Source organism: Novosphingobium panipatense (assembly GCF_900182875.1).
Lineage (GTDB): Bacteria > Pseudomonadota > Alphaproteobacteria > Sphingomonadales > Sphingomonadaceae > Novosphingobium > Novosphingobium panipatense.
On the sequence record NZ_FXUI01000011.1, the window covers coordinates 62,998 to 86,763 of the forward strand.

The 23,766-nt window shown below is 63.8% G+C and carries 20 protein-coding genes; 9 read left to right on the forward strand and 11 right to left on the reverse strand.

Going from position 1 to position 23,766, the window contains the following annotated elements; translation table 11 throughout:
* Positions 1 to 162 precede the first annotated feature (162 nt).
* Together QOL62_RS14865 and QOL62_RS14870 are read right to left on the reverse strand one after the other, a co-directional pair.
* Complete coding sequence (locus QOL62_RS14865) at positions 163 to 891, reverse strand: RraA family protein (RefSeq protein WP_283406839.1); 729 nt, start codon at positions 889 to 891, stop codon at positions 163 to 165.
* On the reverse strand, positions 888 to 1,814 hold the full coding sequence (locus tag QOL62_RS14870) for a hydroxyacid dehydrogenase (RefSeq protein WP_283406840.1): 927 nt from the start codon (positions 1,812 to 1,814) through the stop codon (positions 888 to 890). Before QOL62_RS14870 ends, QOL62_RS14865 begins: the two co-directional genes overlap by 4 nt.
* A gap of 176 nt (positions 1,815 to 1,990) precedes the next feature.
* Between QOL62_RS14870 and QOL62_RS14875 the strand changes: the two genes are divergently transcribed.
* Complete coding sequence (locus tag QOL62_RS14875; protein ID WP_283406841.1) at positions 1,991 to 2,914, forward strand: SMP-30/gluconolactonase/LRE family protein; 924 nt, start codon at positions 1,991 to 1,993, stop codon at positions 2,912 to 2,914.
* Between the two features lie 134 nt (positions 2,915 to 3,048).
* On the forward strand, positions 3,049 to 4,167 hold the full coding sequence (locus QOL62_RS14880; RefSeq protein WP_283406842.1) for a hypothetical protein: 1,119 nt from the start codon (positions 3,049 to 3,051) through the stop codon (positions 4,165 to 4,167).
* A gap of 28 nt (positions 4,168 to 4,195) precedes the next feature.
* On the opposite strand, the gene QOL62_RS14885 is transcribed toward QOL62_RS14880, so the two are convergent.
* The 3 genes from QOL62_RS14885 to QOL62_RS14895 form a co-directional block, all read right to left on the reverse strand.
* Positions 4,196 to 4,615: a GlcG/HbpS family heme-binding protein gene (locus tag QOL62_RS14885; protein WP_283406843.1), complete on the reverse strand. Its 420-nt coding sequence runs from the start codon at positions 4,613 to 4,615 to the stop codon at positions 4,196 to 4,198.
* Between the two features lie 85 nt (positions 4,616 to 4,700).
* Entirely contained in the window at positions 4,701 to 5,408 is a 708-nt protein-coding gene (locus QOL62_RS14890) for a GntR family transcriptional regulator (RefSeq protein ID WP_283406844.1), read from the reverse strand.
* Between the two features lie 67 nt (positions 5,409 to 5,475).
* Entirely contained in the window at positions 5,476 to 7,035 is a 1,560-nt protein-coding gene (locus QOL62_RS14895) for a carbon-nitrogen hydrolase family protein (RefSeq protein ID WP_103728812.1), read from the reverse strand.
* Between the two features lie 140 nt (positions 7,036 to 7,175).
* On the opposite strand from QOL62_RS14895, the gene QOL62_RS14900 reads away from it, so the two are divergent.
* On the forward strand, positions 7,176 to 7,448 hold the full coding sequence (locus QOL62_RS14900) for a hypothetical protein (protein ID WP_103728794.1): 273 nt from the start codon (positions 7,176 to 7,178) through the stop codon (positions 7,446 to 7,448).
* A gap of 2 nt (positions 7,449 to 7,450) precedes the next feature.
* Here QOL62_RS14900 and queF read toward each other — a convergent pair whose 3' ends face one another.
* The gene (gene queF, locus QOL62_RS14905) at positions 7,451 to 7,918 is read right to left on the reverse strand and encodes a preQ(1) synthase (RefSeq protein WP_283406845.1); all 468 of its coding nucleotides are present in this window, start codon (positions 7,916 to 7,918) and stop codon (positions 7,451 to 7,453) included.
* 169 nt (positions 7,919 to 8,087) lie between these two features.
* Here queF and QOL62_RS14910 point away from each other — a divergent pair, with 169 nt between their 5' ends.
* From QOL62_RS14910 to treF, 4 genes are all read left to right on the forward strand, one after another.
* Positions 8,088 to 9,308: a hypothetical protein gene (locus QOL62_RS14910; protein WP_283406846.1), complete on the forward strand. Its 1,221-nt coding sequence runs from the start codon at positions 8,088 to 8,090 to the stop codon at positions 9,306 to 9,308.
* A gap of 69 nt (positions 9,309 to 9,377) precedes the next feature.
* Entirely contained in the window at positions 9,378 to 10,592 is a 1,215-nt protein-coding gene (gene metC / locus QOL62_RS14915; protein WP_283406847.1) for a cystathionine beta-lyase, read from the forward strand.
* 129 nt (positions 10,593 to 10,721) lie between these two features.
* A complete protein-coding gene (locus tag QOL62_RS14920) occupies positions 10,722 to 11,822 on the forward strand; it encodes a calcium:cation antiporter (RefSeq protein ID WP_283406848.1) in 1,101 nt (366 codons plus the stop codon).
* Positions 11,823 to 12,029: 207 nt separating this feature from the next.
* Entirely contained in the window at positions 12,030 to 13,622 is a 1,593-nt protein-coding gene (gene treF, locus QOL62_RS14925; RefSeq protein ID WP_283406861.1) for an alpha,alpha-trehalase TreF, read from the forward strand.
* Between the two features lie 34 nt (positions 13,623 to 13,656).
* On the opposite strand, the gene QOL62_RS14930 is transcribed toward treF, so the two are convergent.
* The gene (locus QOL62_RS14930; protein WP_283406849.1) at positions 13,657 to 15,711 is read right to left on the reverse strand and encodes a transglycosylase domain-containing protein; all 2,055 of its coding nucleotides are present in this window, start codon (positions 15,709 to 15,711) and stop codon (positions 13,657 to 13,659) included.
* Positions 15,712 to 15,801: 90 nt separating this feature from the next.
* Positions 15,802 to 16,980, reverse strand: coding sequence for a mechanosensitive ion channel family protein (locus QOL62_RS14935; RefSeq protein WP_283406850.1), 1,179 nt, complete (start codon positions 16,978 to 16,980; stop codon positions 15,802 to 15,804).
* A 341-nt stretch (positions 16,981 to 17,321) separates the two neighbouring features.
* On the opposite strand from QOL62_RS14935, the gene QOL62_RS14940 reads away from it, so the two are divergent.
* Positions 17,322 to 18,452 (forward strand): hypothetical protein, encoded by a 1,131-nt coding sequence (locus QOL62_RS14940; RefSeq protein ID WP_283406851.1) that lies wholly within the window; start codon positions 17,322 to 17,324, stop codon positions 18,450 to 18,452.
* A 206-nt stretch (positions 18,453 to 18,658) separates the two neighbouring features.
* Here QOL62_RS14940 and QOL62_RS14945 read toward each other — a convergent pair whose 3' ends face one another.
* Together QOL62_RS14945 and QOL62_RS14950 are read right to left on the reverse strand one after the other, a co-directional pair.
* Positions 18,659 to 19,636, reverse strand: coding sequence for a ParB/RepB/Spo0J family partition protein (locus tag QOL62_RS14945; RefSeq protein ID WP_283406852.1), 978 nt, complete (start codon positions 19,634 to 19,636; stop codon positions 18,659 to 18,661).
* 134 nt (positions 19,637 to 19,770) lie between these two features.
* Complete coding sequence (locus QOL62_RS14950) at positions 19,771 to 20,988, reverse strand: AAA family ATPase (protein WP_103728801.1); 1,218 nt, start codon at positions 20,986 to 20,988, stop codon at positions 19,771 to 19,773.
* Positions 20,989 to 21,544: 556 nt separating this feature from the next.
* On the opposite strand from QOL62_RS14950, the gene QOL62_RS14955 reads away from it, so the two are divergent.
* Positions 21,545 to 22,843: a replication protein RepA gene (locus QOL62_RS14955; RefSeq protein ID WP_103728802.1), complete on the forward strand. Its 1,299-nt coding sequence runs from the start codon at positions 21,545 to 21,547 to the stop codon at positions 22,841 to 22,843.
* A gap of 72 nt (positions 22,844 to 22,915) precedes the next feature.
* On the opposite strand, the gene QOL62_RS14960 is transcribed toward QOL62_RS14955, so the two are convergent.
* Positions 22,916 to 23,509: a hypothetical protein gene (locus tag QOL62_RS14960; protein ID WP_369825700.1), complete on the reverse strand. Its 594-nt coding sequence runs from the start codon at positions 23,507 to 23,509 to the stop codon at positions 22,916 to 22,918.
* Positions 23,510 to 23,766 lie beyond the last annotated feature (257 nt).

A 23,766-nucleotide genomic window follows, 5' to 3' on the forward strand; every position in this document is an offset into this window, starting at 1 on the left:
CGCTGGCTCGACGCGCGGGCCGGTTGTTGAAGCGTTCCCGTCTGCAGGAACGCCCTTCACGCCATGGCTAGCACAGCACTGCTCTGCAGCAATAGCGATTGTGCAGCGCGACATTGCATTTCCGCACGGCACCGCCCGGGGTCTGAGGGATGACCTGTGTGGCTAGACTTGCCGGTCGTCCGTCCAGGTGCAGTCCTTTATCTCGATGCCAAGGTCGGCGACGAGAGAGCGCATTCCGAGGATATCGAAAAGCACCTCTCCGTCCCCGATCCTGCGGCGGAATTCCACTTCGGCGGCGGCTCGCACCTCAGCCCGGGTGACGGCAAGGTCCAGCAGCCCTTGTGGGATGACCAGAACGCCATCGGAGTCGCCTACGATGACGTCGCCCGGCTCCACCAGCACGCCGTCAACCACCACCGGCACGTTCGCAGCGGCAGGACCGCGCTTCTTGGGATGCTCGGGAGAGATTGCCGTGGACCAGACGGGATAGCCCAGATCGCGGATGGCATCGACGTCGCGCGTAGCACCATGGACGACCGTGCCGGAAAGCCCCCTTTTCTGCGCGAAGGTGCAGGCCACATCGCCCCATAAGGCCCCCTGATGCCCTCCGCCATTAGTCAACACCAGCACATCGCCAGCCTCCGCCGTGTACAGCGCGGCATGGATGCCCAGATTGTCGCCCGGGAAGTTCCATGCGGTGATCGCTGGTCCGCACATCTTCTGCCCCGGTGCGATGGGCATCATAGCCGGGCTCATCAGACACATGCGGCCTGCGATCTCACCCAGCCCCTCATGAAGATCCGCGACGCCGAACTTTGCTGCACGCGCCAGAAGTGTCGGGTCCGGGCGGTTCACCTTCGCGTAGATCACGGATTTGACAGGCAGGGTCACGGCAGAACCTCCGGATTGAGCAGAGTGTCGGGGATCTCCCCGCGACTGATCGTGTCGATGACGGCGGCCACATGCAGCGCCATGCCTTTCATGCCAGCCTCCGTCACACCTGCGACGTGCGGCGAGAGCAGGCAGTTGGGCAGACTGTAGAGAGGGTTGTCCGGTCCCGGCGGTTCCTGCGCGAAGACGTCGATGCCGGCTGCCGCAATCTGGCCGGACCGCAGCGCTTCCGCCAGTGCAGCCTCATTCACGATCCCCCCGCGCGAGCAGTTCACCAGCACGGCGTGAGGCTTCATCATACCGAGTTCGACCGTGTCTATGAGATTGCGCGTGGTCTCTGTCAGCGGCACGTGGATGGATACGATGTCCGAGGCGAGCACCGCGGCGAGGCCCCCGGGCTCGACACCTTCCGCCCGCATGGCAGCGGGAGAGACCAGCGGGTCGTATGCAGTGACGTCACACCCGAAGCCCTTGCCGCAGATAGTGGCGACCGCTCTTGCGATGCGCCCGTATCCGATCAGCCCTACCCGCGCCCCCGTGAGATCGCCCAGCCGGATGGCCCAGCGCTCATCCCATCGGTTTTCGCGAACGAGCGCGTCCATGTCGCGCGTCCGTCGCAGCAGTCCGAGCATCAATGACACCGCACCTTCAGCAACTGCGGTGGAGTTGTTGCCCCCCGGGGTGTTGGCGACCATGACGCCCTGCGCGGTAGCGGCGGGAATGGCGATGTTGTCGACACCAGCACCATGCTTGACGATGGCTTTCAAACGGGTCATCCGCCCGAACCTTTCCGGCCCCAGGGGGCTGGTTCGGATGACGATCACACTCGCCTCCGAAGCCTGTGGATCCTCAGGACCGATGACCTCGTGCATGGAGGCGATGCGTTCCGCACCATGCGGGTGGATCGGATCGATGATACACACAAGCTCCCGCACGGCCACCGCACACCCCTTCCCGCATGTATACCATAGAGGCGATTTCGCCGTCCCTCTGGTGAAAGCTCTATGCCCACGGGTCAAGGCGTAATAAGCAGGTTCGGCGTACAACATGTATCCGATCGGCGGTTTGCCGTCCGGGCGATCAATAAAAGGAGAGGACGATGTTCGCCGCCCCACCAGTTGTCTCTGCCGAAGTGTTCTGCCGCATCCCCGACAGGTTCCGCCGCTTTGGAGAAAGCACGCAGTGGGCGCAGGTGCAGCTTCACGGGGCCGCCGCGCCGGTCTTTCTCGAAGGACCGGTCTTCGATGCGGCAGGCAACCTTTGGGTCACCGACATTCCCTGGGGACGGCTGTTCAGGATCAGCCCCGATGGAGTCTGTGAGGTCGGCTTCGAATACGACGGCCAGCCAAATGGGATGAAGTTCCTGGCCGACGGGCGACTACTCGTCGCAGACCATCACAAGGGCATGGTCGTCTGCGATCCCGCCACGGGAACCAGCCACCCCTGGATGGAGCGATACCTGCTTGAACCCTTCCTCGGCTGCAACGACGTGACAGTCGCCAGCAACGGGGACATCTGGTTCACGGATCAGGGCCAGTCCGGCTGGCACAATCCCAACGGCCGCCTGTTTCGCGTTCGCGCGGGAACAGATCGCCTCGAGCTCATGCTGGACAACATTCCCAGCCCCAACGGATTGGTACTGAATGCGTCGGAAACGGCCCTGTATCTCGCAGTGACCCGAGCCAACGCGATCTGGCGCTGCCCGCTCGTGAACGGAGGCGAGGTTATCTCCAAAGTTGGAACCTATATCCAGATGTCTGGAGGGTCCGGTCCGGACGGGCTGGCAATCGACGTGGACGACAACCTGGTGGTCTGCCATGTCGGCTTCGGCGCCGTCTGGCTCTTCTCGGACCGCGGCGAGCCGATGCTGCGGATTGACGTGCCCGAAGGGCGCTACACCACGAATGCGGCGTACGGCGGGCCCGACAACCGGTGGCTGTTCTTCACGGAGTCGAGTTCGGGGACGATCTACAAGGCGGAGATGCCCGTCCCCGGGCGCCAGCTCTACATGGCAGCGCTCTGACCGGTACGCAGATGCCGTCTGCTCGCGTCCGGCGTGCTCCGGATCGCGCGCTTGCCAAGCCTGCGCGGTCGTGACAGGTTGCAAGCGACCTTGGCGCGTAAGCGCTGCATCCGCTCGGACGCAAACGGTTCATGGTGACGCAGGCGGCAAACGAACTTGTCTTTGTGTTCATCGGGGGTGAACACCAGGTCCTGCACCTGGCACCTGTTGCCGCCGAAATAAGCCGTCATTACCCTCAAATCCCCGTCCACTGCATCTGCGCGGACGAAAGCACCACTGCCGCGATCAAGGAAGTGCGCAGGTTGCTGGACGCGCCAGGGCTAAAGATCACGCGTCCAACCCGCCTCAGCCGCCTGGCTACCCGGCTTGCGGGGGCCAGGTCGGCGGCCAAAGTGCCGCTGCTGGCCTCCATCCGCTGCCGCGCCAGAAAAGCCCGAGCGATCATCGCGCCCGAACGGACGTCCGCGCACCTGCGCTGGTTCGGATGGCGGCGTCCGCTAATCCATTTTCGCCACGGTGCCGGGGACCGGACCCCCGCTTCGGAATCCCGCCTGAAAGCGTTCGACGCCATCTTCGTGCCGGGAGCGAAGGATATCGAGCGCGCCGTCAGGCAGGGTGTGGAGCGGGAACGGTTGACAGCGGTGGGTTACATCAAGCTCGACTACCTCCGCCATCTCACCGCGCACGGCAGCCTTTTCGATAACGATCGAAAGGTCGTGTTCTACAACCCGCACTTCGACGCCTCGATCTCCTCCATTGCGCTCGCCCGCGATGTCATTGCCCGGTTCCGCGAACAGGATCGCTACAACCTCGTCTTTGCCCCGCATGTAAGGGCCTTCGAGAACCTCGGGGCGGCGGGCCGCGAAGCATGGAACGCGCTGGCCATACCGGGACGCATCATCATCGACATTGACTCTCCGCGCCTCTTCGACATGACCTACGTGAACACGGCCGACGTCTACCTTGGCGACATGTCGAGCCAGTTGTACGAGTTCCTGTCCCGCCCTCGCCCCGCAGTCTTCCTCAATGCGCATGCTGTCCACTGGGCCGCAGACCCGCGCTATGCCGGATGGCACCTCGGCGGTGTGGCCACAGGTGCCGACGATGTTTTGGCGACCATCGATCAGGCCATTGCCAGCCACGACGCGCTCATCCCACGCCAGGCCGAGGCGGTGGCCTTCGCCTTCGGGAATTATGAGGGGTCCACAGGCCGCGGGGCGGCGGCCCTTCTGGCTGTGCTCGACCGCCTCTGACCGCCCCGGAGCAAGGCACGTTACGGCGTCAGCCGGGCACAAGACCTGCCGCTGCGATGCCGGCCATGGCCACCTCCTCATCCTTGTCGGAAAGATCGCCGCTGACGCCTACGGCCCCCAGCAAGGTGCCGTCCGCGTCACGGATCAGCACGCCGCCTGCCGCAGGGATCAGCCTGCCCTGCCATGCCGCCGAAAGCGCCGCCATAAACTGGGGCCGCTCGGCCGCCATGTCACCCAACCGGCGACTGGGCAGCCCCATCGCAAGAGCCCCCGCCGCCTTCCCGGCGGCAATCTCCGGCCGGCCGAAGGCGGCTCCATCCTCCCGCTCCAGCGCGACGAGATGGCCGCCGGCGTCCAGCACCGCCACGGTCAGCGGGTTCAACTGCAATTCACGCCCCTCTGCGCGGGCAGCGGCGACGATCGAACGCGATTGGTTGAGAGTTATCATGCGACAGGAGCCTCCACCCCGCAGCCAGGAGAGGGGACGTTCCTAGCCTTGGCCCAAGGGCCCGCGCAACTCCGCATGTATCCAATCACGTGAGCGGTATCGGCATCGCCCCGTCGCTGAGAAGGTGGCCATACCGCAGCAAGCCAGAGCGCGTACGGCGAATATGCATGACAAGCGCGGCCTGCGCCGTCTCCACCTCTCCCTTCGCGACGGCTTCGTAGAGGAGCTGGTGCTCCACGTCGTGCGTCCGCCCGGCCTCGGAATGCGGTGCCGCCATCGCCAGCTTCATGTACGCGCGCCGATAGCTCTGCGTCGTATCCCAGACCCGCTCTACGATCTGCGCCAGCAGGGGGACCGAGTGTCGCCGGTAGGTGATCCAGTGGAATTCGCGTCCCAGGGCGATTGCTTCGTCCACGTCGGTCGTGCGTGCGTTTCGCTCCATGACATCGCGCAGATCCGCCACATCCGCGTCCGTCAGGTGCGGCACGCTGTCCGCCAGGAGCAGCGGCTCGATCCTTTCGCGGATTTCATAAGAGACTTCGAGATCGCGCCGCGTCAGGCTCGTCACGCGGGCGCCTGCATTGGCCCGCATCGTGACGAGCCCCCGCGCTTCCAGGATGCGCAGCGCATCACGGACGGGAATGCGGCTGGTGGCGAGTTCCTCGGCCAGTTCGTCCTGCTTGATGCGCGCGCCCGGGGCAAGATCGCCCGAGAGAATGCGTTCGGCGAGAATGTCGGCGACGCGCTGGCTGGCGACACCTTGCGGAATGGCGGGGGGCGGGTCTTTGATCATGCCTGTACGTACCTTTGGATACGATCGGCGCATAGAGGCAAAGACGCGGTCGCGCCACTAGCCGAGGTCAGTGCTGCGCCCACTCCACCCGGTACAGATCGAACCGGCGGTCCTTGAGGTTCTGCACCGCGCCGGCCTGCCGCGCGGTCAGCAGGGCATCCAGGCTGAGATCTGAAATCGCGATCGTCTCGGTGTTGGCGGCCGTGTCGGCCGCCACCCCGTCGCGCGCGAAGGGGAAGTCGGAAGGCGTCAGAATCGCGCTTTCGGCATAGTGCACGTCCATGTTTTCGACGTTCGGCAGGTTGCCTACCACGCCCGACGTGACGACGTAGCACTGGTTTTCGACCGCCCGCGCCTGTGAACAGTACCGCACGCGCAGGTATCCGCGCCGCTCGTCCGTGCAGAACGGTACGAACAGCATCAGCGCGCCCTGGTTGACGAGGTGGCGCGCAAGTTCGGGGAATTCGCTGTCGTAGCAGATCATGACGCCGATCGGCCCGCAGTCGGTCGGGATGACGTTCGCCCCATAGCCACCCTTGATGTTCCACCAGCGCCGTTCGGAAGGTGTCGGGTGCAGCTTCTGCGTTTCGTGCACCGCTCCGTCGCGCAGGAAAGTGTAGGCTACGTTGCGGATCTCGCTGCCGCCGGATGCAAGCGCGATGCGGGTCGGGTGCGAACCCCCGACGATGTTGATGTTATAGCTCACCGCCATGCGCTGCATGAAGGTCACGAAGCGCTCAGTGTACTCCGCAATCTTCTCAATCGCCTCGACGGGCTCGAGCTTGCGCTCCTCGATCGACAGCAGTTCGAGCGTGAACAACTCGGGAAAGACAACGAAGTCGCTCTCGTAGTCGGACGCGACGTCGATCCAGTACTCCACCTGCGCCTCGAACTCGTCAATCGTCTCGATCTTGCGCATCATGAACTGGACCGTGGCCACACGGACGCTTGAGGGCACCCGCTCCTTCAGCCCCTGGATGGCCTTGCCCGTGTCCTGGGGGGCCAGCGGGTTCGTCCAATACATGAGAACAGCATTGCCACCGCTTTCACGGTCCGCCGGTATGTAGTCCGGCAGTATGCTGCGCGGCTCATAGCCTTCGTTGATCTGGAAGTTGATGACCTGATCGCGCACCTTCTTCTCGACCACGGCCTGCACGTAGTCGGCCGGGTTTGGGAACTGGCGCCGGCGGCGAGCGTAGCCCGGCATCCGACCTGCGAACGCAATGCCCTTGAGCTCCAGGTTCTGGCACACCTCCCGCCGCTTGCGGTAAAGGCGCTGGCCGATGCGCAGGCGGCGGTAGTCGGGGTCCACGCAGACCTCAAAGCCGTAGAGGACATCGCCGTCCGGCGCCGGAGGGCGGCCGTAGCCGCCGTTGCTGATCTCTTCCCAGGTATGCGGCTTGAACGCCAGGTCCGCGGTAACGACCATCGTCGCGCAATGACCGACGATCTTGCCTTCGTACTCGGCGACGAACTGGCCTTCCGGGAAATTTATCACCTGGCCCCGGATCTCGGCACGGGTGAAAGCGTCTGGCTTGCCGTAGACTTTCGCGGAAAGACGCGCGATGGCGGGCGCATCCCCCACGGTGGCCTGGCGGATGATGAGCTTGGCTTTAATCTGGTCCATGAGGCGCGTGAAACGCACCGGAGGGCCGCGAGTTCCGGCCATTTGCGGCACCATCCGGACTTTGGCCGAAGTCAGGTTTTCTCATCTTTTCGGGATATTTCCGGCGCCCCGGCCGTTCCTGATACGGAAGGAGACATCACATGAGCGCCAGCCTTTTCGCACTCGCCCTGTTCGCCTGCTCAGACGATGGGACGGCCTGTCAGCGCCTCGACGCTCCGGTCCAGACCTATGAGAGCATGAGCCGTTGCGACGCCGTACTGGATCAGGCGCTGGATAGCGAGGCCGCACGCAAAGCCGAGGCTCCGACTGTCTATGCGCAGTGCCTGACCAGCCGGCAACTGGCATCAATCGGCGATGGAACGATCGATCTTACCCGGCTGAACGGGGTGCAGTTCGCTTCCGCCGGATACTGATCTCAGCCCCTGCCCCGATATCCCGCTACTCCCTGATCCGGAGCCCAGAGGCCCTCAGGCACCGGGCCCGACTGCCAGAACACGTCAATCGGGATTCCTCCACGCGGATACCAGTAGCCGCCGATACGCAGCCAGCGCGGCTTCATTTCGTCGAAAAGACGCTGCCCGATCCCGACCGTCACGTCCTCGTGGAACGCGCCATGGTTGCGGAACGAACCTAGGAAGAGCTTCAGGCTCTTGGATTCGACGATCGTCTCGCCCGGAGCATAGTCGATCACCAAGTGAGCAAAGTCGGGCTGTCCGGTCACCGGGCACAGTGACGTGAATTCGGGTGCAGCAAACCGCACCAGGTAAAGCGTACCCGCACGAGGATTAGGAACATAGTCCAGCACCGCCTCTTCGGGGGCGGCCGGAAGGCCGCTCTGATGCCCGAGGTGAAGCGGAAGGGTGGTCTTGGAGTCGTCAGTCATCCCTTTGCCATGCCGCCAAGGCGCAGGCAGCGCAAGAGCATCGGCGGTGGACGAATGCATCCCACGTCTTGCCGCAGCCGCAGAGTGCATTAACCCTCCATTCACACCGGAATCGGCGAAGTCCAGGATGATCATGAGGGGTACCATTTCCAGAACCGTTTGCGTGGCCATGGCTGGCGCGCTCCTTGCCGTGCCGAGCGCGGGCGCATTGGCGCAATCCGGCGAAACGTGGAGCCTTCCCGAGCCGACCGGCACGCCCACACCCCGTGCCCAGGGGCCGGTCGATGCGCAGAACCCCGTCGTCCGGCCCCGTTCCACCGGCACGCCGGTCCCCTCGCCCGTCCCGACGATCGTACCGCCGCCCGCGCCGCGCCCCTCGGCAACCGCGCCGCGTCCCACAGCGGCCGCCACCTCCGCGCCGAGCGCCACGCCAACCCGGCGCCCGCAACCTGCGCCGTCTCCTTCCGGCTCGCTCCCGGCAGAGGAAAAGGCACCCGAAGTCTCTCCCGAACCGACACCGGCCGCTTCCCCCCCTTCTCCGGCAGCAATTTCACCTCCTGCTCCGGCCGTCCAGACGCCTGTGCCGGCCACGCCGACCGGGGCGCCGGAGGTTTCACCTGTGGAAGCCGCGCCGGCCGATCCCGGGGATGGTAAGCTGCCCTGGATCTGGATCGTTTCCCTCGCGGCTCTGGCGATCGTGGGACTTGCGTTTTTCATGCTTCGCAGGCGTTCCCGCCCCGCCCCTCAGCCTGAGCCCCAAACGGCCGCGCCCCCTGCGTCTGCGCCTGTGCCTGTGCCCGCTCCTGCCGCCAGCACGCCTCCTGCGCCGCGAAGCTCTCCGGCCGCTTCTCCTCCGGCGAACACAGCGACCGGCGAGATCGTGGAAGTGGCGGTCGAGGTGCGCGGACTGCGGCTCTCCCTCGTCTTTGCGACCCTGCAGTACCGCGTGACGCTGACCGCTTCGGCTCCGACGGCCGGGGGCGCTCTCCTTGGTGACATGATTGGTGCGCACGCCTCTATGACCGCCGAGGAACAACTGGCGCCTCCGGTCGAGGCACAGCAGCAGCTTGGCGCGTTCCAGACCCTCCAGCCCGGGGAAAGCGCCACGATCCAGGGCGAGGTGCAGTTGCCACTCAGCGCGATCAGACCCCTGCAGCGCGGCAACGCCTCCCTGTTCGTGCCCCTGCTACGTCTCTGTCTGGTCTTCGACAGTGCCGAGGTTGCGCCGGTGCGTCGGGTCTTCACCGTAGGTCTGCCGGGGGACCACGCGCTGGCACCGCTCCGGCTGGACAAGGGACCGATGGAACATCGCGGTCTCCTCGTTCGCGAAGTCGAGGCCGCGCGTGCCTATCCGCTCTCGTGGCTCCAGCCCCAACCGGCCGGAGTTTGAACGAGCCAAAGTTTTCCTACCAGCGCTAAATCGCTTAAGGAGCAGTCTTTCCCTTTGACGGAGACGACCTTGAGCACGAAAAACGCCTCCGCGCCTCTTCAGGAGGCGACGGTCATCGTGGGCGCAGGCCGCCGGGCAGAGTGGACCGGCCCGGTGGTGAACCCGCCGGTGTGGCGGGCGAGTACGCATCTGTACGAGAACACCGCCGCCCTCGCTCAAGGACCGCGTGTCAACGAAGACGGGCGGTTCTTTTACGGCCGGCGCGGCGCCCCGACGCAATGGGCTTTGGCCGATGCCCTGACCACGCTTGAGCCGGGCGCCGCAGGAACAGTCCTCTATCCTTCCGGAGTTGCGGCCATAACCGGGGTCATGCTCACGCTCCTGCGGCCGGGTGATGTCCTGCTCATCACCGATAATGCCTACGATCCCAGCCGCAGCATGGGCACTGGCCTGCTGACCGACTTCGGGGTCGAGACACGCTTCTTCGACCCGCTCGACCTCGATGGCTATGCAGCCGCTTTCTGTGAGCGGACCCGGGCCGTCTTGATCGAGGCGCCCGGAAGCCTGTCGATGGAAGTGGCCGACGTTCCTGCTCTCGCCCGCATCGCGCGGGAAAAGGGAGCGATTTCGGTCCTCGACAACACCTGGGCGAGCCCGCTTGGCTTTGCCGGCCTGCAGCGCGGGGTGGATATTGTGCTGATGGCTCTCACCAAGCATGTCGGCGGGCACTCGGACCTCATGATGGGCAGCGCCAGCGCCGGACCGGAACTCCACGCGAAGCTGCGGGAACGGGCGCAGCAGCTCGGCAACATCGTCTCTCCGGACGATGCCGCGCTGGCACTGCGGGGCCTGCGCACGCTTCACCTTCGCCTGGCACAGGAAACGCAGAGCGCCCTTGCTGTGGCCCGCTGGCTCAGCACTCGTCCCGAAGTCGCGCAGGTGCTGTGCCCGATGCTGCCAGGCGCGCCCGGCCATGATATCTGGAAACGCGATTTCACCGGGGGTTGCGGCCTCTTCAGCTTCGTCTTCCGGGGCGGCGACGCCGCTGCGCGCAATCGCTTCATCGATGCACTAAAGCTGTTCGGTATCGGGTACTCGTGGGGTGGGTTCGAAAGCCTGGCCATCCCAATCGAACCCTCCCGCCATCGCAGCGTCATGCCCTGGCCTCCTTCGGCCTTGCGTCCGGAGGATCGACACGGCGTGCGACTCGCCATCGGGCTGGAAGATCCGGTCGATCTCATCGCGGACCTGGAACAGGCGCTCGGGGAGTGGCGGCGGGAATGACCCCGCCCATCCGGCGCACCGATCACGCCATGGGGTCTGCGGGCATCCTGCGGCCAGGCAGAACGGCACGCTAGGAGAAGGACGCCTCCACCCGCGACACGTCCGAGCGCTTCGTGTAGGGTTGACGGCATGCCTCTTTCCACTTTTCGGCTTCCCCTGGCGTGGCTGACGGTCGGAGCCATCCTTGTGGCGCCCCCGATAGTGCCCGCCGCGATGTCACCGATCCTCGCCGGGCTGCTCTTCGCCTGGATGCTGGGAGTGGTCCTGTGGTCCGCGTTCGGCGTCGTCCACGAGGCAGAGGAACTCGCCGAGATGCTGGGCGAGCCATTCGGCACTCTCGTCCTCACCCTTTCCATCGTCATCATCGAAGTCACGCTGATTTCCGCCGTCATGCTGGGCGCAAAGGCGGTGCCGACACTTGGACGTGACACCATGTTCGCCGTCCTTATGATCGTGCTCAACGGCGTGGTGGGCCTGGGTCTTCTGATCGGAGGGCTGCGGCACCATCAGCAAGGCTTCAACCTTCAGGGCGCCAGCGCCTATCTTGCGGTGATCATACCTCTTGCCGTGATCGCGCTGGTGCTTCCGAACTTCACGGTTTCGAGCAACGGGGGGACGCTCTCGCCTTCGCAGTCGGTCCTGTTCTCGCTGCTGACCATCCTGCTCTATACTCTCTTCCTCTGGCTCCAGACCGGGCGGCACCGGGGCTTCTTCCAGCCGCTGGGGGCCGCGATCGAGGTGGAGGATGCAAGTCCCCTGCCCCACGCCGGGCAACGGAGGAGCATCGGGCGGCATGTGATACTGCTTCTCGCCAATATCCTGCCCATCGTCATCCTTTCCAAGAGCCTTGCCAAGCTGCTGGATGCAGGCGTCGAGGCCGTTCGCGCGCCAACGGCTCTTGGCGGCATAATCATCGCAATGATGGTGTTCACGCCCGAGGGTATATCCGCCCTTCGCGCCGTTGCCGCAAACCAGCTGACACGCGCGATAAACCTGTGCCTCGGTGCGGCCACCTCGACCCTTGGGCTGACCGTTCCCGCCGTGCTCCTGATCGGCCTCGTCAGCGATCAGCCCGTCGTTTTGGGCCTGTCGGCGGCCAACATGGTTCTCCTGACGGCGACGCTGGTCCTCAACAGCATCACGTTCTCGGGAGGCCGGACCACCATGCTCGAAGGGGCCGTGCACCTTTCGCTTTTCGCGGTGTTCCTGGTGCTCGTATTCAGCCCCTGATGACTTTCGGGGGCGGCGAATAGCCCGTCCTCGCGGAAAACGGCTCGGAGATCATCTGTCCCTTGCCGGGCCTTGAACGTGAAGGCGGAAACCCCGCGCAGTCCAACTCGTTGCTGCCTCGTGCGAAACGGCGAGGAGGCAAGCGTGGTTCGGAAGCCTGATCTGGGGAACATAGAGGCTTCGGCCCGCAAGCGTCTCAAGCTTCCCATGTTCCTCTGCGCACCCGTCCTCGCGGCGTTGCTGTGCGCCAATGCCCCGCCCTCTCCCGCCGACCAGTTCGGCGACCTGTTCGCCGCGGTCCAGAAGGAGCATGTTTTCGCGGACGGAAAGACGTTCGCCGACGCGGTACCAAAGCGGGCGCCCGACGCCATCATGGCAGATTACGAACGGGCGGCTCCGGGAAGTAGCGCCGCGCTGCGGGCCTTCGTGCTGGACAACTTCGTGGTGCCCGGCGTCAACGATCGGCCGTTGCCGCCGCTGCGCGAGCACATCAGGGCCCTGTGGCCGCAGCTGGAGCGCAGGACGCCGAACGTGCCGCCCGGAAGCTCGGCGATCACTCTGCCCGCTCCCTATGTCGTGCCCGGCGGTCGTTTTCGGGAGATCTACTATTGGGATTCGTACTTCACCATGCTTGGGCTCGTCGCAGACGGACGGGACGATCTGGTGGAAGGAATGCTCGAAGACTTCTCCAGCTTGATCGAACGCTTCGGCCACATTCCGAACGGCACCCGCACCTATTACCTCAGCCGCTCGCAGCCGCCCTTCTTCGCGTTGATGCTCGATTTGTCGAGGGCGACGGACGGAACCATCCGTGCCCGCCGCCTGGCCGCGCTGCGCAAGGAGCACAACTACTGGATGGCGGGCGAAGTCTGCGCAACGACCGCCGAAGCCTGCAAGCGCGTCGTGCGAATGCCGGATGGCAGCGTCCTCAATCGCTACTGGGACGACAGGGATACCCCTCGCGACGAATCCTTTGCCGAGGATCAGGCGACGGCGGCAAAAGCCTCTACTCGTCCAACTGGCGAGGTGTTCCGCAACCTGCGGGCCGGTGCGGAGAGCGGCTGGGATTTCAGCTCCCGCTGGCTGTCCGATCCTCACGATCTTTCGACCATTCACGCCACTGACGTCGTACCCGTTGATCTCAACGCCCTCATTTGGGCGATGGAGAAGCGCATCGAAAAAGGGTGCCGTCAGGCAGGAGACCAGCCCTGCACCCGTGAGTTCGGCCAGCGTGCCACCGCCCGTAAGGCCGCCGTGCAGCGCTTTCTCTGGCACGCGAAGCAGAACCGCTTCGCCGACTGGATCGCGCCGTCCTCCCGACCGAGCAAGGTTGTTTCGAGCGCGAGCCTGTTCCCCCTCTTCGTCGGCATGGCAACCCCGGCCCAGGCCGGCGCGATGGCAAAGGCCACGCGCAGCACTCTTGTGGCCGATGGAGGGCTGCGCACCACCACTGTTCGCACGGGACAGCAATGGGATGCACCCAATGGCTGGGCACCCTTGCAGTGGGTCGCGGTCGAAGGGCTGCGGCGCTATGGGCACAATGCCCTCGCTCAGGACATCGCCGCCCGCTGGATCGGCACCGTCAACTGCACGTACCTGGAAACGGGCAAGATGCTCGAGAAGTACGATGTCGAAGAACGCCTCCCGGGAGGAGGCGGAGAATATCCGCTGCAAGACGGCTTCGGCTGGACCAACGGCGTCACGGCCGCGCTGCTCGATCGCTACCCCACGCTCGGGCCGGCTGCGACCTTTCAGGGCTGCTCACCGGCCGATCGTTCGGGAACGACACCACGCCCGTGAGGGTCAGGGTCGCTTGCCGCGGGGCAGAGCGCGTTCAGGGGCCGGGTGGCGACGGGACCGATGATCTCGGTGCCGTTGGAGGGGCGGGCGCGGGTTCCACCCGCAGCCCCTCGCTGTCCAGCCGAACGTCGAGCGGCACTCCATCGATGGCGGTACTGAGCACGGCCTGCCCATCCTCTATCCGAATGCGGCTTTCGCCTCCCACGGGAATGTCTTCGAGGTCCGGCACGTCGAGGGGTTGGACTGGCCCCTGCGGATCGGCCGCAGGCCGCGGAGGTGGGGCGGACCGCTCACCTAGAGCAACCCGCATGAAATCACGCCATATCCGCGCGGGTACGGTGCCACCGGAAACTCCGGCAAGGGGCGTGTTGTCATCGCGGCCCACCCATACACCGACGACGAAGTCGCCGGAGTAGCCGACGAAAAGCGCGTCACGATTTTCCTGGCTGGTGCCGGTCTTGCCGAAATTGGGCGCCTGCAGCATCGCCGCACGTCCCGTGCCCCGGTTGACCGCCGCTCGCAGCATGCTTTCGATAGCCTTGTGATCATGCGAGGACAGCGAGCGCTTCCCGTCGAGCAGCCAGTCGAACCACCCTGCTTCCGGTAGCGGAAAGGCCCGGGGCACGACCGGGAAGCTGTTGGCGGCAACGCCCGCATAGGCGGCCGTCAGCTCCAGCAGCGTCATCGTGGCCGTGCCGAGCGCCAGACTGGGATCACCCTTGGGCAACGGCGATGTGACACCCAGCCGCCGCGCGATATCGATGACGGCTTCGTCGCCAACCCGGTTGAACAGTCGCACCGCCGCGACATTGCTGGACCGTGCGAAGGCGTCCTCAAGAGTGATGGTGGTGGAGTATGCCCCTCCGGCATTCTGTGGTTTGTAGGAACCGCTCTCGATAGGGGCGTTGGAAATGGTATCCTGCGGCTCCATACCGGCTTTCAGCGCAGCGAGATAGACGAACAGCTTGAAGGTGGAGCCTGGCTGCCGCCGCGCCTGTGTCACGCGGTTGAAAGCGCTTTTGGAATAGTCCCGGCCGCCGACCATCGCGACGACCTCGCCGTTCCTGCGCATAGCGACAAGCGCGACCTGTGTGCCTGCACCCGCCTGCCGGATGGCCCGATGCGCCGCAGCCTGAAGGCGGGAATCGAGCGTGGTGCGGTACGTCGGGCCAGCATAGCCGGCCGCTTCTATCTGTCGCGCCTGCGGCAGGGCCCAATCCGCGAAGTACGTGCCGGTCGGCAGTTCCGCGCGGCTGCGTACATCGAGCCTGGGCGCGGAAACGGACCGCGCCTCCGCAGGCGTCAGGTAGCCGGCGTCTGCCATGGACTTCAGCACCACCCGCATGCGCTTCCGGGACAGGTCCAGGTTGTTGGTGGGTGCCAGACGCGAGGGTGCCTTCATCAGACCTGCGAGGAGTGCCGCCTGCCCGATGGTCAGCCGTTCCGGCCGCCGGTGGAAGTAATGCAGGGACGCCGCCCGGATGCCGTAGGTGTTGTCACCGAAGTACGCGTTCGACAGGTATCGCTCCAGGATCTCGTCCTTGGTGAGCCAGGCCTCCAGCCAGAAGGCGATCAACATCTCCCGCGCCTTGCGGGTCAGGCTCCGCTCGGCGGTGAGGAAAGTGAATTTCGCAAGCTGCTGGGTAATCGTCGACCCTCCCTGGGTGCTGCCCCCGGTCAGGTTACTTAGCGCCGCACGCGCGATGCCGCGCGGATCGAGACCCCAATGCGTGTAGAAGCGCCGATCCTCGATCGCGAGAAAGGCATGAACGACGTGTGGTGGCAACTGCGCGATCTTGACCGGCTCAGCGATGACGGCACCATTGCGCGCGATCGGAGTGCCGTCTGCCGCCAGCAAGGTGATCTCTGGCGGCGCGACCGGCTGCAGCGACTTAGAAAGGGGAGCGGTGACCGCCAGATAGCCGATGAGGACTATCAGCACGAGCAGAAGCACCGCCAGCCCGCGCACAATTCGCTTGCGCCAGGACCTCTTGCGCCGCGGCGGCCTGGGCGGTTCCAACGTCTCGATCAGAACGTTATCAAGTTCCGGTCTGCCCGCATCGGCAGAGATATGGCGTGACAGCTCCATTGCCGCGCACGAGTAGCCGATTCTCGTGCGCGGCGCATCAGCGGTTTCGACGAACGCGTTCCCTGATCGTCGGGGAACGTCCTGTGATCGTCAGCCTTTCAGCGCCTCTGACAGGAGCTTGTCCGGATAGGGCATGATCAGCGTTCCATCGGGAGCCGCTGTATAAGTCGTCTGCGTCGGGTAGGGTATCGAGATACCCTCCTTCGCAAACCGCGTCATGATCGCCACCACAAGGCGGTCGCGCAAGGGATGCGCGACGGCCCAGTCGTTGCCTGGAACATCGACCAGCAGCGTGAAGTCCAGCGAACTTGCACCGAAGCTTTCGAAGCCCGCGCGCGAAGGCTTGCCCCCTTCGGCCTCGACGATCTCCTTGAGCATGTCCGGGATGCGAGCCAGCGTCTCGGGCGGGGTCTCGTAGGCCACGCCGATCGTGAACGGCAGGCGGATGTGGTCGCGCCCGCTCACATTCAGGATTTCCTTGTCGAGCAGGACCTTGTTGGCGATGATCCGCAGTTCACCCGTATACGCGCGGATCCTTGTGGACTTGAGCCCGATCGCCTCGATCGTTCCCGAACTGGTGTCGAAGCTGATCTGGTCTCCCTTGGAGAAGGGCCGGTCGAAGATGATGGCGAGCGCGGCAAACAGGTCGGCGAAAATGCCCTGTGCCGCAAGGCCGATCGCGATGCCGCCCACGCCGAGGCCGGCCACGAGGCCGGTTACGTTGACGCCGATGTTGTCGAGCAGGACGATCGCCGCCACCGCGAAGACCGCTACGCTTACCAGCAGGCGGATCAGGCCCATCGCATTGATGATCGCCTCGCCCTTGAAGTGTTCGGCGGAGGTCTTGTGCTCGATGGCGCCCAGTATGAATTCGCGCGCCCAGATCGCAGCCTGGATGACGGCTGCGAGTGTGAAGAAGAACGCCACCGCCCTGTCCAGCGCCGGCGGCGTCTTGGCGTATCCATCGACCGCCCGGACGGCGACCATTATGATGAAGAAGTTCATCGTCTTATTGACCACCCGCCCCAGGATCGTCAGCCAGTCCCCGCGCCCACGCTCCTCGCGGCACAATCGCGCACCGAGCCGCCGGAGCGCATAGAGAGCCGTGACAATGAGCAGTGCGATCCCGATCGAGATGATGATCTGTAGCCAATAGGTCTGGAACCAGGCCACCGTCGAATGCCACAGATCCGGTAGCTGGGCGGTCACGTCGGGGAGTGGAGACTTCTGAGGAGCCGGTGAAGTGAGGGGGCTTTTGCTTACGCTCATCGCGTGCTCATGATCCTGCGTCTAGGTGCTGGCGGGCAGCAAGGCTACCGAGGCTCCCTCTGGCGGGGCCACGTCCGAATGTGCAAAGTCGTCGGCAATGCCGTCAATGGCTTGCCGACCGTCTTGTTCCCGGCGCCTACCGGCGGGTCAAGGTCGCTCGGCCCCAATCAGGCCTGATTATGCAACCTCGCGGAATGGCCGGACGGGCATGTTGCGAGCCGACAATTCGGTTGGAGTCCGGCCTTAGAGGTGGGAAGACAAGACCACTTCCAGGGGCATCTGCCATGGTGTATAGCTAATTGGCTATAGCTTTACATGATGAATTTCATCAAGCAGTTCTAATGTCTTACATCGATGAATCCTTGGGCATGGAAGCCGTTGAATGGTCCGGAAGAGCCATGTACGCGCTTGGCCAGTTGGAGGGATCGCTTCGGCACCTGTCGTCAGCGGCAAGGCGCATTTTCGCCGGTAAACTTTTGAAAGCCTGCCTGATGATCGCTTTGCGGCAGGAAGGTCATGCGTTCACCCACACGCGCTTTCATGCCTGGTTCGCCGGTCTCGCCACCTTGTCCGACGCGGCGCCGCGAAACGGCCGCCCTCCTCGCGCCGTGTGCCTCGCGATCCTCACGGAACTTGGCCATAGCCCGTGGGAGCCCCTCTCCGGGCTGGCTCTTTCCTTGAGGGAAGCGTTTCTGGCACCCCAGGATTTCGCCAGCCCCGAAGCGCATCAGGAAGCTTTCCAGGTTGTCCGCGAAGCGGGCGCGCTCACCGCGCGGCTCGTATCGCAACTCTCCCTCGGAAACCCTTCTCCGGTCGTCGTGCTGCGGCGCCTCCAAAAGGAAATGAAGGAAAGTCTCCAGTTCGCTCCGCGCAAGCCGGAACCGGATCTGAAGCGGCCACTTGACCTGAACGCCGAGTGTGGACTGTCACCGCCACTTTGGGCGTTGGATCTGTTCGTCGGACAATGGCTTGGCTCCTCGGGAGGATGGCTTCCCGCCCTCCCCTGCCCCGGCCTTGTTCGCGCACGGCCGGATGGCTGGGATGCCCGGCCTTCGATCCCGGAGGCGACTAACCTTCTTGAGGCCATCAGCACCCTGCTTGACCTCCTTGCAGAGGCCAGCAAGCAGGCACAATTTATAGAGCCCCGCCCTCCCCAATTCAGGAGTTCGTCCCGCGCACCCGATCTCTTCGCATTGATCGCCGGCTTTGGGCCGCTTCGCTCAAGCCAGCTGGAAACGATGCTCTCGGCCTCTCGGCTCGGCATCCGCAGCATGACGAGCGCTCTTGAAGAAGCACATCTGATCGACCGGCGCCGCATCGCAGGCTCTCACCTGTTCGAGGCGCGGTCGCATCTGGAGCGAAGTTCATCAGTCGCGGTCATCTCCGAAGCGGCCTTTTCACCCGCCGCGCTGGATGAATTCGAAGCATCTCTCGCTGCCCTCGACCGGCTTCTTCCGGACGAGAAAGACTGACACCCCTTTGACGAAATGTTCAGGCCTCGAAAAGCACGGCTTCTGCGAAAAAGATCTTCCCGGAAACGGGGCTTAGAGGCCCAAGAGGCGGAGCAGTCGGCCTGCGGGTCATTTTCTACGCATAGCCTCTCACGCGGCCTTCCAGGCCAGAAATCGCCAAATGCCTGCCCGGCGGCGGGAATTACCGGTCTTTTGAGCTCGTCCCCTCATCCCTCAATCAACTGCCGGATGGCTGACAGCACCTCGTCAACCGGGGCGCCCGACTTGGGCAGAATGCGCAAGTTGAGGCCATTTCGTGGGGAGCGCGAATAGCGAAGCATAGGTGCACCGCTCGAAGCAGCGATCGTCACTTCGCCTGACCCGCTTCGCGTCTTGGCGATAGTGGCCCGCAGAAGCCGCTTTGCGACTTCGGGTCCGCTGAGGCGGACACCAAGGTCGTCACGCTCCGTCCGAATGGATTTTCCTTCCTCAAGCATGAGTGCGAGGGCTCTTGGATCGTTGGAGAGAGGTTTGATGTCGCGCGCCACTCGCACCGTGATGTCATGCGTGTCGGCGAAGACCTCCACGAGCTCCGCCGGGAGGCGCGCTACGTCGAGCAGACGGCTCAGCCATGAGCGAGAGATCTTGAGGTGCTCCGCCATCTCGCTTTGCGAACCGTCGTAGAACTCGTCCAGCGCCCGCATGTACTCGTTCGCACGCTCCCAGTCCGAGATGTCCTTGCGCGACCGGTTCTCGATGTCGGAAACCCGGAAGGCTTCCTCATCGGACACATGCTGAATAGTGACGAGGTACTCGAAATCCGGGTGGTGATGAGCGCGGAGCCATTTGACGGTCCACCAGCGGCGCACACCGGCGATGATCTCGTAGTCATGATCCGGGTCATTGTGCAAGCGGCGAACGATGGCGGGGATGCGCTGCTTCTTGGCTGACAGGAACGCATCGATGAGATCGCGGCAGCTCTCCTCGCTGAGGTGGTCGAGGTCACGGTTGTGCAAACGCCACGGTCGGCACCGAGCGGGGTCGACCCACTCCGTGCGATCCGTCACCACCTTGCCTGAGGCGAGCCGGGCAAGTGTCTGGCTTCGGCTCGCCATGATGCTTTCGGACGGCGCTGCCGAGTCGAGTTCCGCATCATCCAGGCCGGCCATGAGGTTGCTGCCAAAGCCGCGATTACCCTTGCTCATACACTCATCTTCCTTCGGGCTTTTCCGCGCCCCACTTTTGTTGCCACGTGGCAACGGCTGTCATTTCGGCGATCGGCTTTGCCGCAACGCCCGGCGCGGACTGCTCCGGCCGGAAGTTGCCACGTGGCAACGGCTCAGTCGATCTTGTGCGCACGGCTTTCCCACGTGCGCAGAACATCCATTTCAATGTCATGGCAAACGTCGTTCAGGAAGCGGACGCAGCGGTTGTGGACCTCATGGGACGTGACCGGCCGCTCGAGCTCATACACCGTCTTCATGCGGGAACTCGCGTTGTCGATCTCGGCACTAACTTTCAGAACGGAGCTGATCATGGAGCCTCCGAAGACCTGTCGCATCATCGACAGGATCTCGCGATGCATCGACTTGCTCTCATCCACGCGGCTGCCAACGAGCCGGATGAAGTTGTAAGCCGGCTTCACACGCCCGCCCAGCTGCTCCAGCTGACGCATGGTCGTGCGCGCCATGTCGATGAAGGATACCGTCGAGGCGAAGTCGATCACGCTCGGCGGGGCAGGGATCACCATGGCGTTCGCCGCCTGCAAGACCGCCATCGACACCATCCCCAACGCAGGTGGCGGGTCCATCACTACGACGTCGTAATCGTCCACTACGGTGTCGATGGCCTGCGCGATCAGGTCGATGATGTCAAAGCTCTGGTTCTGCGCAAGGTAACCGGCGATCTCGTATTCAAGGTTGTACAGCTTCAGATTGGCCGGGATGAGATCGAGACCATAGAAGTGCGTCTTGCGAATGATGGACCGGACACCCAGAAGCTCGGGGTTATGGAAGTGTCCATAGAGCGTGTCGTCCTCCCCCAGATCGACGTCCGGCCGGTAACCGAACATCATCGTCGAACTCGCCTGGCTGTCGCAGTCGATAAAGAGGACGCGGTAGCCGCGGACTGCGAAGTGCTGCGCCAGGTGAAGCGCCAGGGTGGACTTGCCCACGCCGCCCTTGAAGTTGGAGACCGAAATAATGGCCGGAACATCGCCGGGCGCTCGCCACGGCCGTGTTCCAAAGACAGCCCGCATATGATCGAGTTCTTCCAGCGTGTACTGCACGCGATGCCCCGAAGCGGTTCGATCGCGAGGAGGGAGCCGCCCGTCCCGTTCGGCTTCGCGAATGGCCGAAGCCGTTCGGCCGACCAGCGACGCCGCTTTGGATATAGGGTAGGAGGGGCCGACCTTGTGGCCCGTCTCCGGGTCCAGCGCCCCGTCACGAATGCGCTTGAGGATGGTCAACGCCTTGCGGTGGAGCAAACCGAGCGTGTCGTCGAGCAGTTCGTCACCGTGAACGTCTGCGGGAGCTTCGTTAGCGGGATGAGTGGCCATATCTACCATTTTGAAGGTTTGAAACCACACCCTACCCGCGTTGTAAGTTTCGAGCAACGATCGTCCATCGACCTTACAACAATGCCGATGATCTCCGAGCCTTTTGCCGCTCTATAACCCTCTTGCGAGTCGCCGATCGATGCTGGGCCGCCGATCAGACCGATGATCTCCGTGCGCTTTTGAGCTGTGTTGAGGACCGCAGGGGCCGGGGAGGGAGCGAAAGCAACCGCCAAAACCTCAGATCCTCGAGTGACCGATGATCTCGGTGCGCAGCGATGATTGCGGTGCGAAACGCCGATGATCTCAGAGCGTCTGAGACCGATGATCTCGGAGCCCTAACCTATTATAAGAATCCCTAATCAATTCCGATTCCGGAAATCGGCTTTTGAGGAGTAGAATCTGCCTTCGTTGCAGGACGCACCGAGATCATCGGTCAATTTGTAAGTTTCAACCGCCCGATCGAGCCGGAACTGCCAAGACACTTGCTATCCTGCGTGAAACCTGTTGTCTAAACGGCAGTGGAAACGCTCCTGAGTCGGAGCAAGGCAGGGCGTGCATGAACGGGGACAGTACCAAACCGATTGGACACCAGTACGCTCTCGCCATGCTCGACGGTGGAGAGGAGCAGGTGCGTTCGGTCGCCCGCGCTGCTGGCACGCAGATCACCATGGACGCGTTTCTTCGCGTTCGGGATGAAGAACCCGTACCGGCGTTTCTTCACTCCGCCCTCTGTGCCATGTCGCTGCCGACTAAACGACCCAAAGATGAAACGCAGCCCATCCTTCGGGAGGACGGGAAGTATGCCCTGGCGATCAACCCGCGGCCGGTTCTTCAGAATGTAGACGGCAAGCCCGTCCTCAAGAGCCTGGGCGTGCCTTACGGTGCCTATCCTCGCGTGGCATTGATCTACCTCCTGTCCCAAGCCGTCACCAAGCGTTCGCGCGACGTCTATCTCGGCCGCAACTTCACGGAGTGGATGCGGCGCCTTGGATATCAGACCGTCTCCTATGGGCCACGCGGGACGGCCAATCGCATGCGGGAGCAGGTCGATCGCCTGCTTGCCTGTGAGTGGCAGATCCGGTGGGACGGCACCGAAGCAGAGGACAACGCCTTTGCCGTACGCGACGTCAAGATCTCCAACGAATATGCCGGGTCGCTTGAGAAGAACGGTGCCTTCGCCCGCGAGATCCGGATGTCGGAAGGATTCTACGCTCACCTTATCGATCATGCCGTGCCGCTCAATGAAGTCGCCATCCGTGAACTTAAGGGCACGCCGACGGCGCTCGATCTCTATACCTACCTTGCCTATCGTCTGCCGCGCATTGCAAGTGACAAGGGGCAGACGATCTCGTGGGACCAGCTTGCCCGCCACCTCGGCAACGATGCGGACAGCAAACGGTTTCGTCAGACCGTACGGGAGACCATGCAATTGGTTTCGGCGGTCTACCCCAACGCCAATGTCGATCTATCTGGTCGAAAGGTCGTATTGCATCCTTCGCCCGCGCCGCTCGAACGCAAGCTCGTAGGCGCTCACCTGCGACTACTGGGGGCGTCGGCTGCGGAAAAGGCACCGAGATCATCGGTGCCCGACACGGCGACCGTTGCGGCCCCTGATACGAAGCCGGTCTTGCTGGCGTTTCCAAGCGGAAGTCTGAGCTTCGGCGAGCGGGAAGGGGCGTTCAGGCGCGTCGGGCTGGAGAAGGGGCATCCGTGGTCGGTCGATCAGATGGCGGATGCCTTCCGCGCAGGCTTTCCGGGTATCGCCAAGCGACGCACGGAAACCGAATGGCTGCGTGTCTGGGAGTCCTTCGTGATCAGCTACGCCAAACGGCGGAGCAATTCCGACGAGGAGTGACCGATGATCTCGGTGCCGTTCGCCCCGGAGGGCAGCGAAGTTCTCAGGAAGCCCCTGAACAATGTTCCCGCCTCAGTTGAAGCGCAACTCGCCCTGGCGGGGCTTCGGGTCGATCCTGGTTTCGGAAGGGGGAGGGCAGGGGCCTGACCGGCCCATCAGACAACGGGCACGTCCAAGGAGAGTGTAGACGGCGTGCCGACCTGCGCCGCGGTTGTGGTGATCCACCCGAAAACCCTGATAGTGGCGACGGATCAGTCCGGCCCGGACGAGTTCGGAGACGGCCCGGCTGAGGTTGGTCTTGCCGGACTTTCGAATCCGTTCATGCATTGCAGCCGCCAGCGCCGCTTCTTCTACGGCAGGATCTTCAGGCGCCGATCCGGTGGCCTGCAGTTCGGTCCGGACCTTTTCGACCAGCATCAACCGTTTCGGATCGCGCGCGCCCATGGGGGCCAAGGCATCGCACAGCCAATCTCGCAGGAGAGTGGAAGATCCCTCGCGAAACACGAAGGGGCCGGCACTGCCATCGGGGCGTGCAACTTCGGCGATCAGGTTCAGGACCATGAATGCATAGCGCGGCCGGGTGCTGGCCTGCGCCACATGATCAAGCAGGGCCGCCATCTCGCTGATCTGGCCGCCATTCGGCTGGGTGAGGGCATGATGGAACATAGCAGGTCGAAATAGAGCACAGAAATGGAATCCCGAGAATCCCCTATCAGGACCGGGCCTGCGCTTTGTCATTCATGACACTCCACCCTGCGCGATGATCGGGATGCTCGAATCGCAGATCGCTCATCAGACCAGTAGCCGACCTGTCCACCGCTGTGCCCTCGAAGAAGGACTGGCATTACCAATTTCTTCGCGCTTTCCCCGCCCAGGAGCCCCACACGTAAGCCTCTGAAATATCGATGACTTCCACGACATTA

What these genes read in the sequence shown, in the direction of transcription:
- QOL62_RS14910 (WP_283406846.1), top strand. Translation starts at nt 8,088, where the DNA reads ATGGCTGGCGCGCTCCTTGCCGTGCCGAGCGCGGGCGCATTGGCGCAA.
- QOL62_RS14900 (WP_103728794.1), top strand. Translation starts at nt 7,176, where the DNA reads ATGAGCGCCAGCCTTTTCGCACTCGCCCTGTTCGCCTGCTCAGACGAT.
- QOL62_RS14930 (WP_283406849.1), bottom strand. Translation starts at nt 15,711, where the DNA reads ATGGAGCTGTCACGCCATATCTCTGCCGATGCGGGCAGACCGGAACTT.
- QOL62_RS14920 (WP_283406848.1), top strand. Translation starts at nt 10,722, where the DNA reads ATGCCTCTTTCCACTTTTCGGCTTCCCCTGGCGTGGCTGACGGTCGGA.
- QOL62_RS14895 (WP_103728812.1), bottom strand. Translation starts at nt 7,035, where the DNA reads ATGGACCAGATTAAAGCCAAGCTCATCATCCGCCAGGCCACCGTGGGG.
- treF (WP_283406861.1), top strand. Translation starts at nt 12,030, where the DNA reads ATGTTCCTCTGCGCACCCGTCCTCGCGGCGTTGCTGTGCGCCAATGCC.
- queF (WP_283406845.1), bottom strand. Translation starts at nt 7,918, where the DNA reads ATGACTGACGACTCCAAGACCACCCTTCCGCTTCACCTCGGGCATCAG.
- QOL62_RS14940 (WP_283406851.1), top strand. Translation starts at nt 17,322, where the DNA reads ATGTCTTACATCGATGAATCCTTGGGCATGGAAGCCGTTGAATGGTCC.
- QOL62_RS14955 (WP_103728802.1), top strand. Translation starts at nt 21,545, where the DNA reads ATGAACGGGGACAGTACCAAACCGATTGGACACCAGTACGCTCTCGCC.
- QOL62_RS14885 (WP_283406843.1), bottom strand. Translation starts at nt 4,615, where the DNA reads ATGATAACTCTCAACCAATCGCGTTCGATCGTCGCCGCTGCCCGCGCA.
- QOL62_RS14960 (WP_369825700.1), bottom strand. Translation starts at nt 23,509, where the DNA reads ATGTTCCATCATGCCCTCACCCAGCCGAATGGCGGCCAGATCAGCGAG.
- QOL62_RS14935 (WP_283406850.1), bottom strand. Translation starts at nt 16,980, where the DNA reads ATGAGCGTAAGCAAAAGCCCCCTCACTTCACCGGCTCCTCAGAAGTCT.
- QOL62_RS14950 (WP_103728801.1), bottom strand. Translation starts at nt 20,988, where the DNA reads ATGGCCACTCATCCCGCTAACGAAGCTCCCGCAGACGTTCACGGTGAC.
- QOL62_RS14945 (WP_283406852.1), bottom strand. Translation starts at nt 19,636, where the DNA reads ATGAGCAAGGGTAATCGCGGCTTTGGCAGCAACCTCATGGCCGGCCTG.
- QOL62_RS14875 (WP_283406841.1), top strand. Translation starts at nt 1,991, where the DNA reads ATGTTCGCCGCCCCACCAGTTGTCTCTGCCGAAGTGTTCTGCCGCATC.
- QOL62_RS14890 (WP_283406844.1), bottom strand. Translation starts at nt 5,408, where the DNA reads ATGATCAAAGACCCGCCCCCCGCCATTCCGCAAGGTGTCGCCAGCCAG.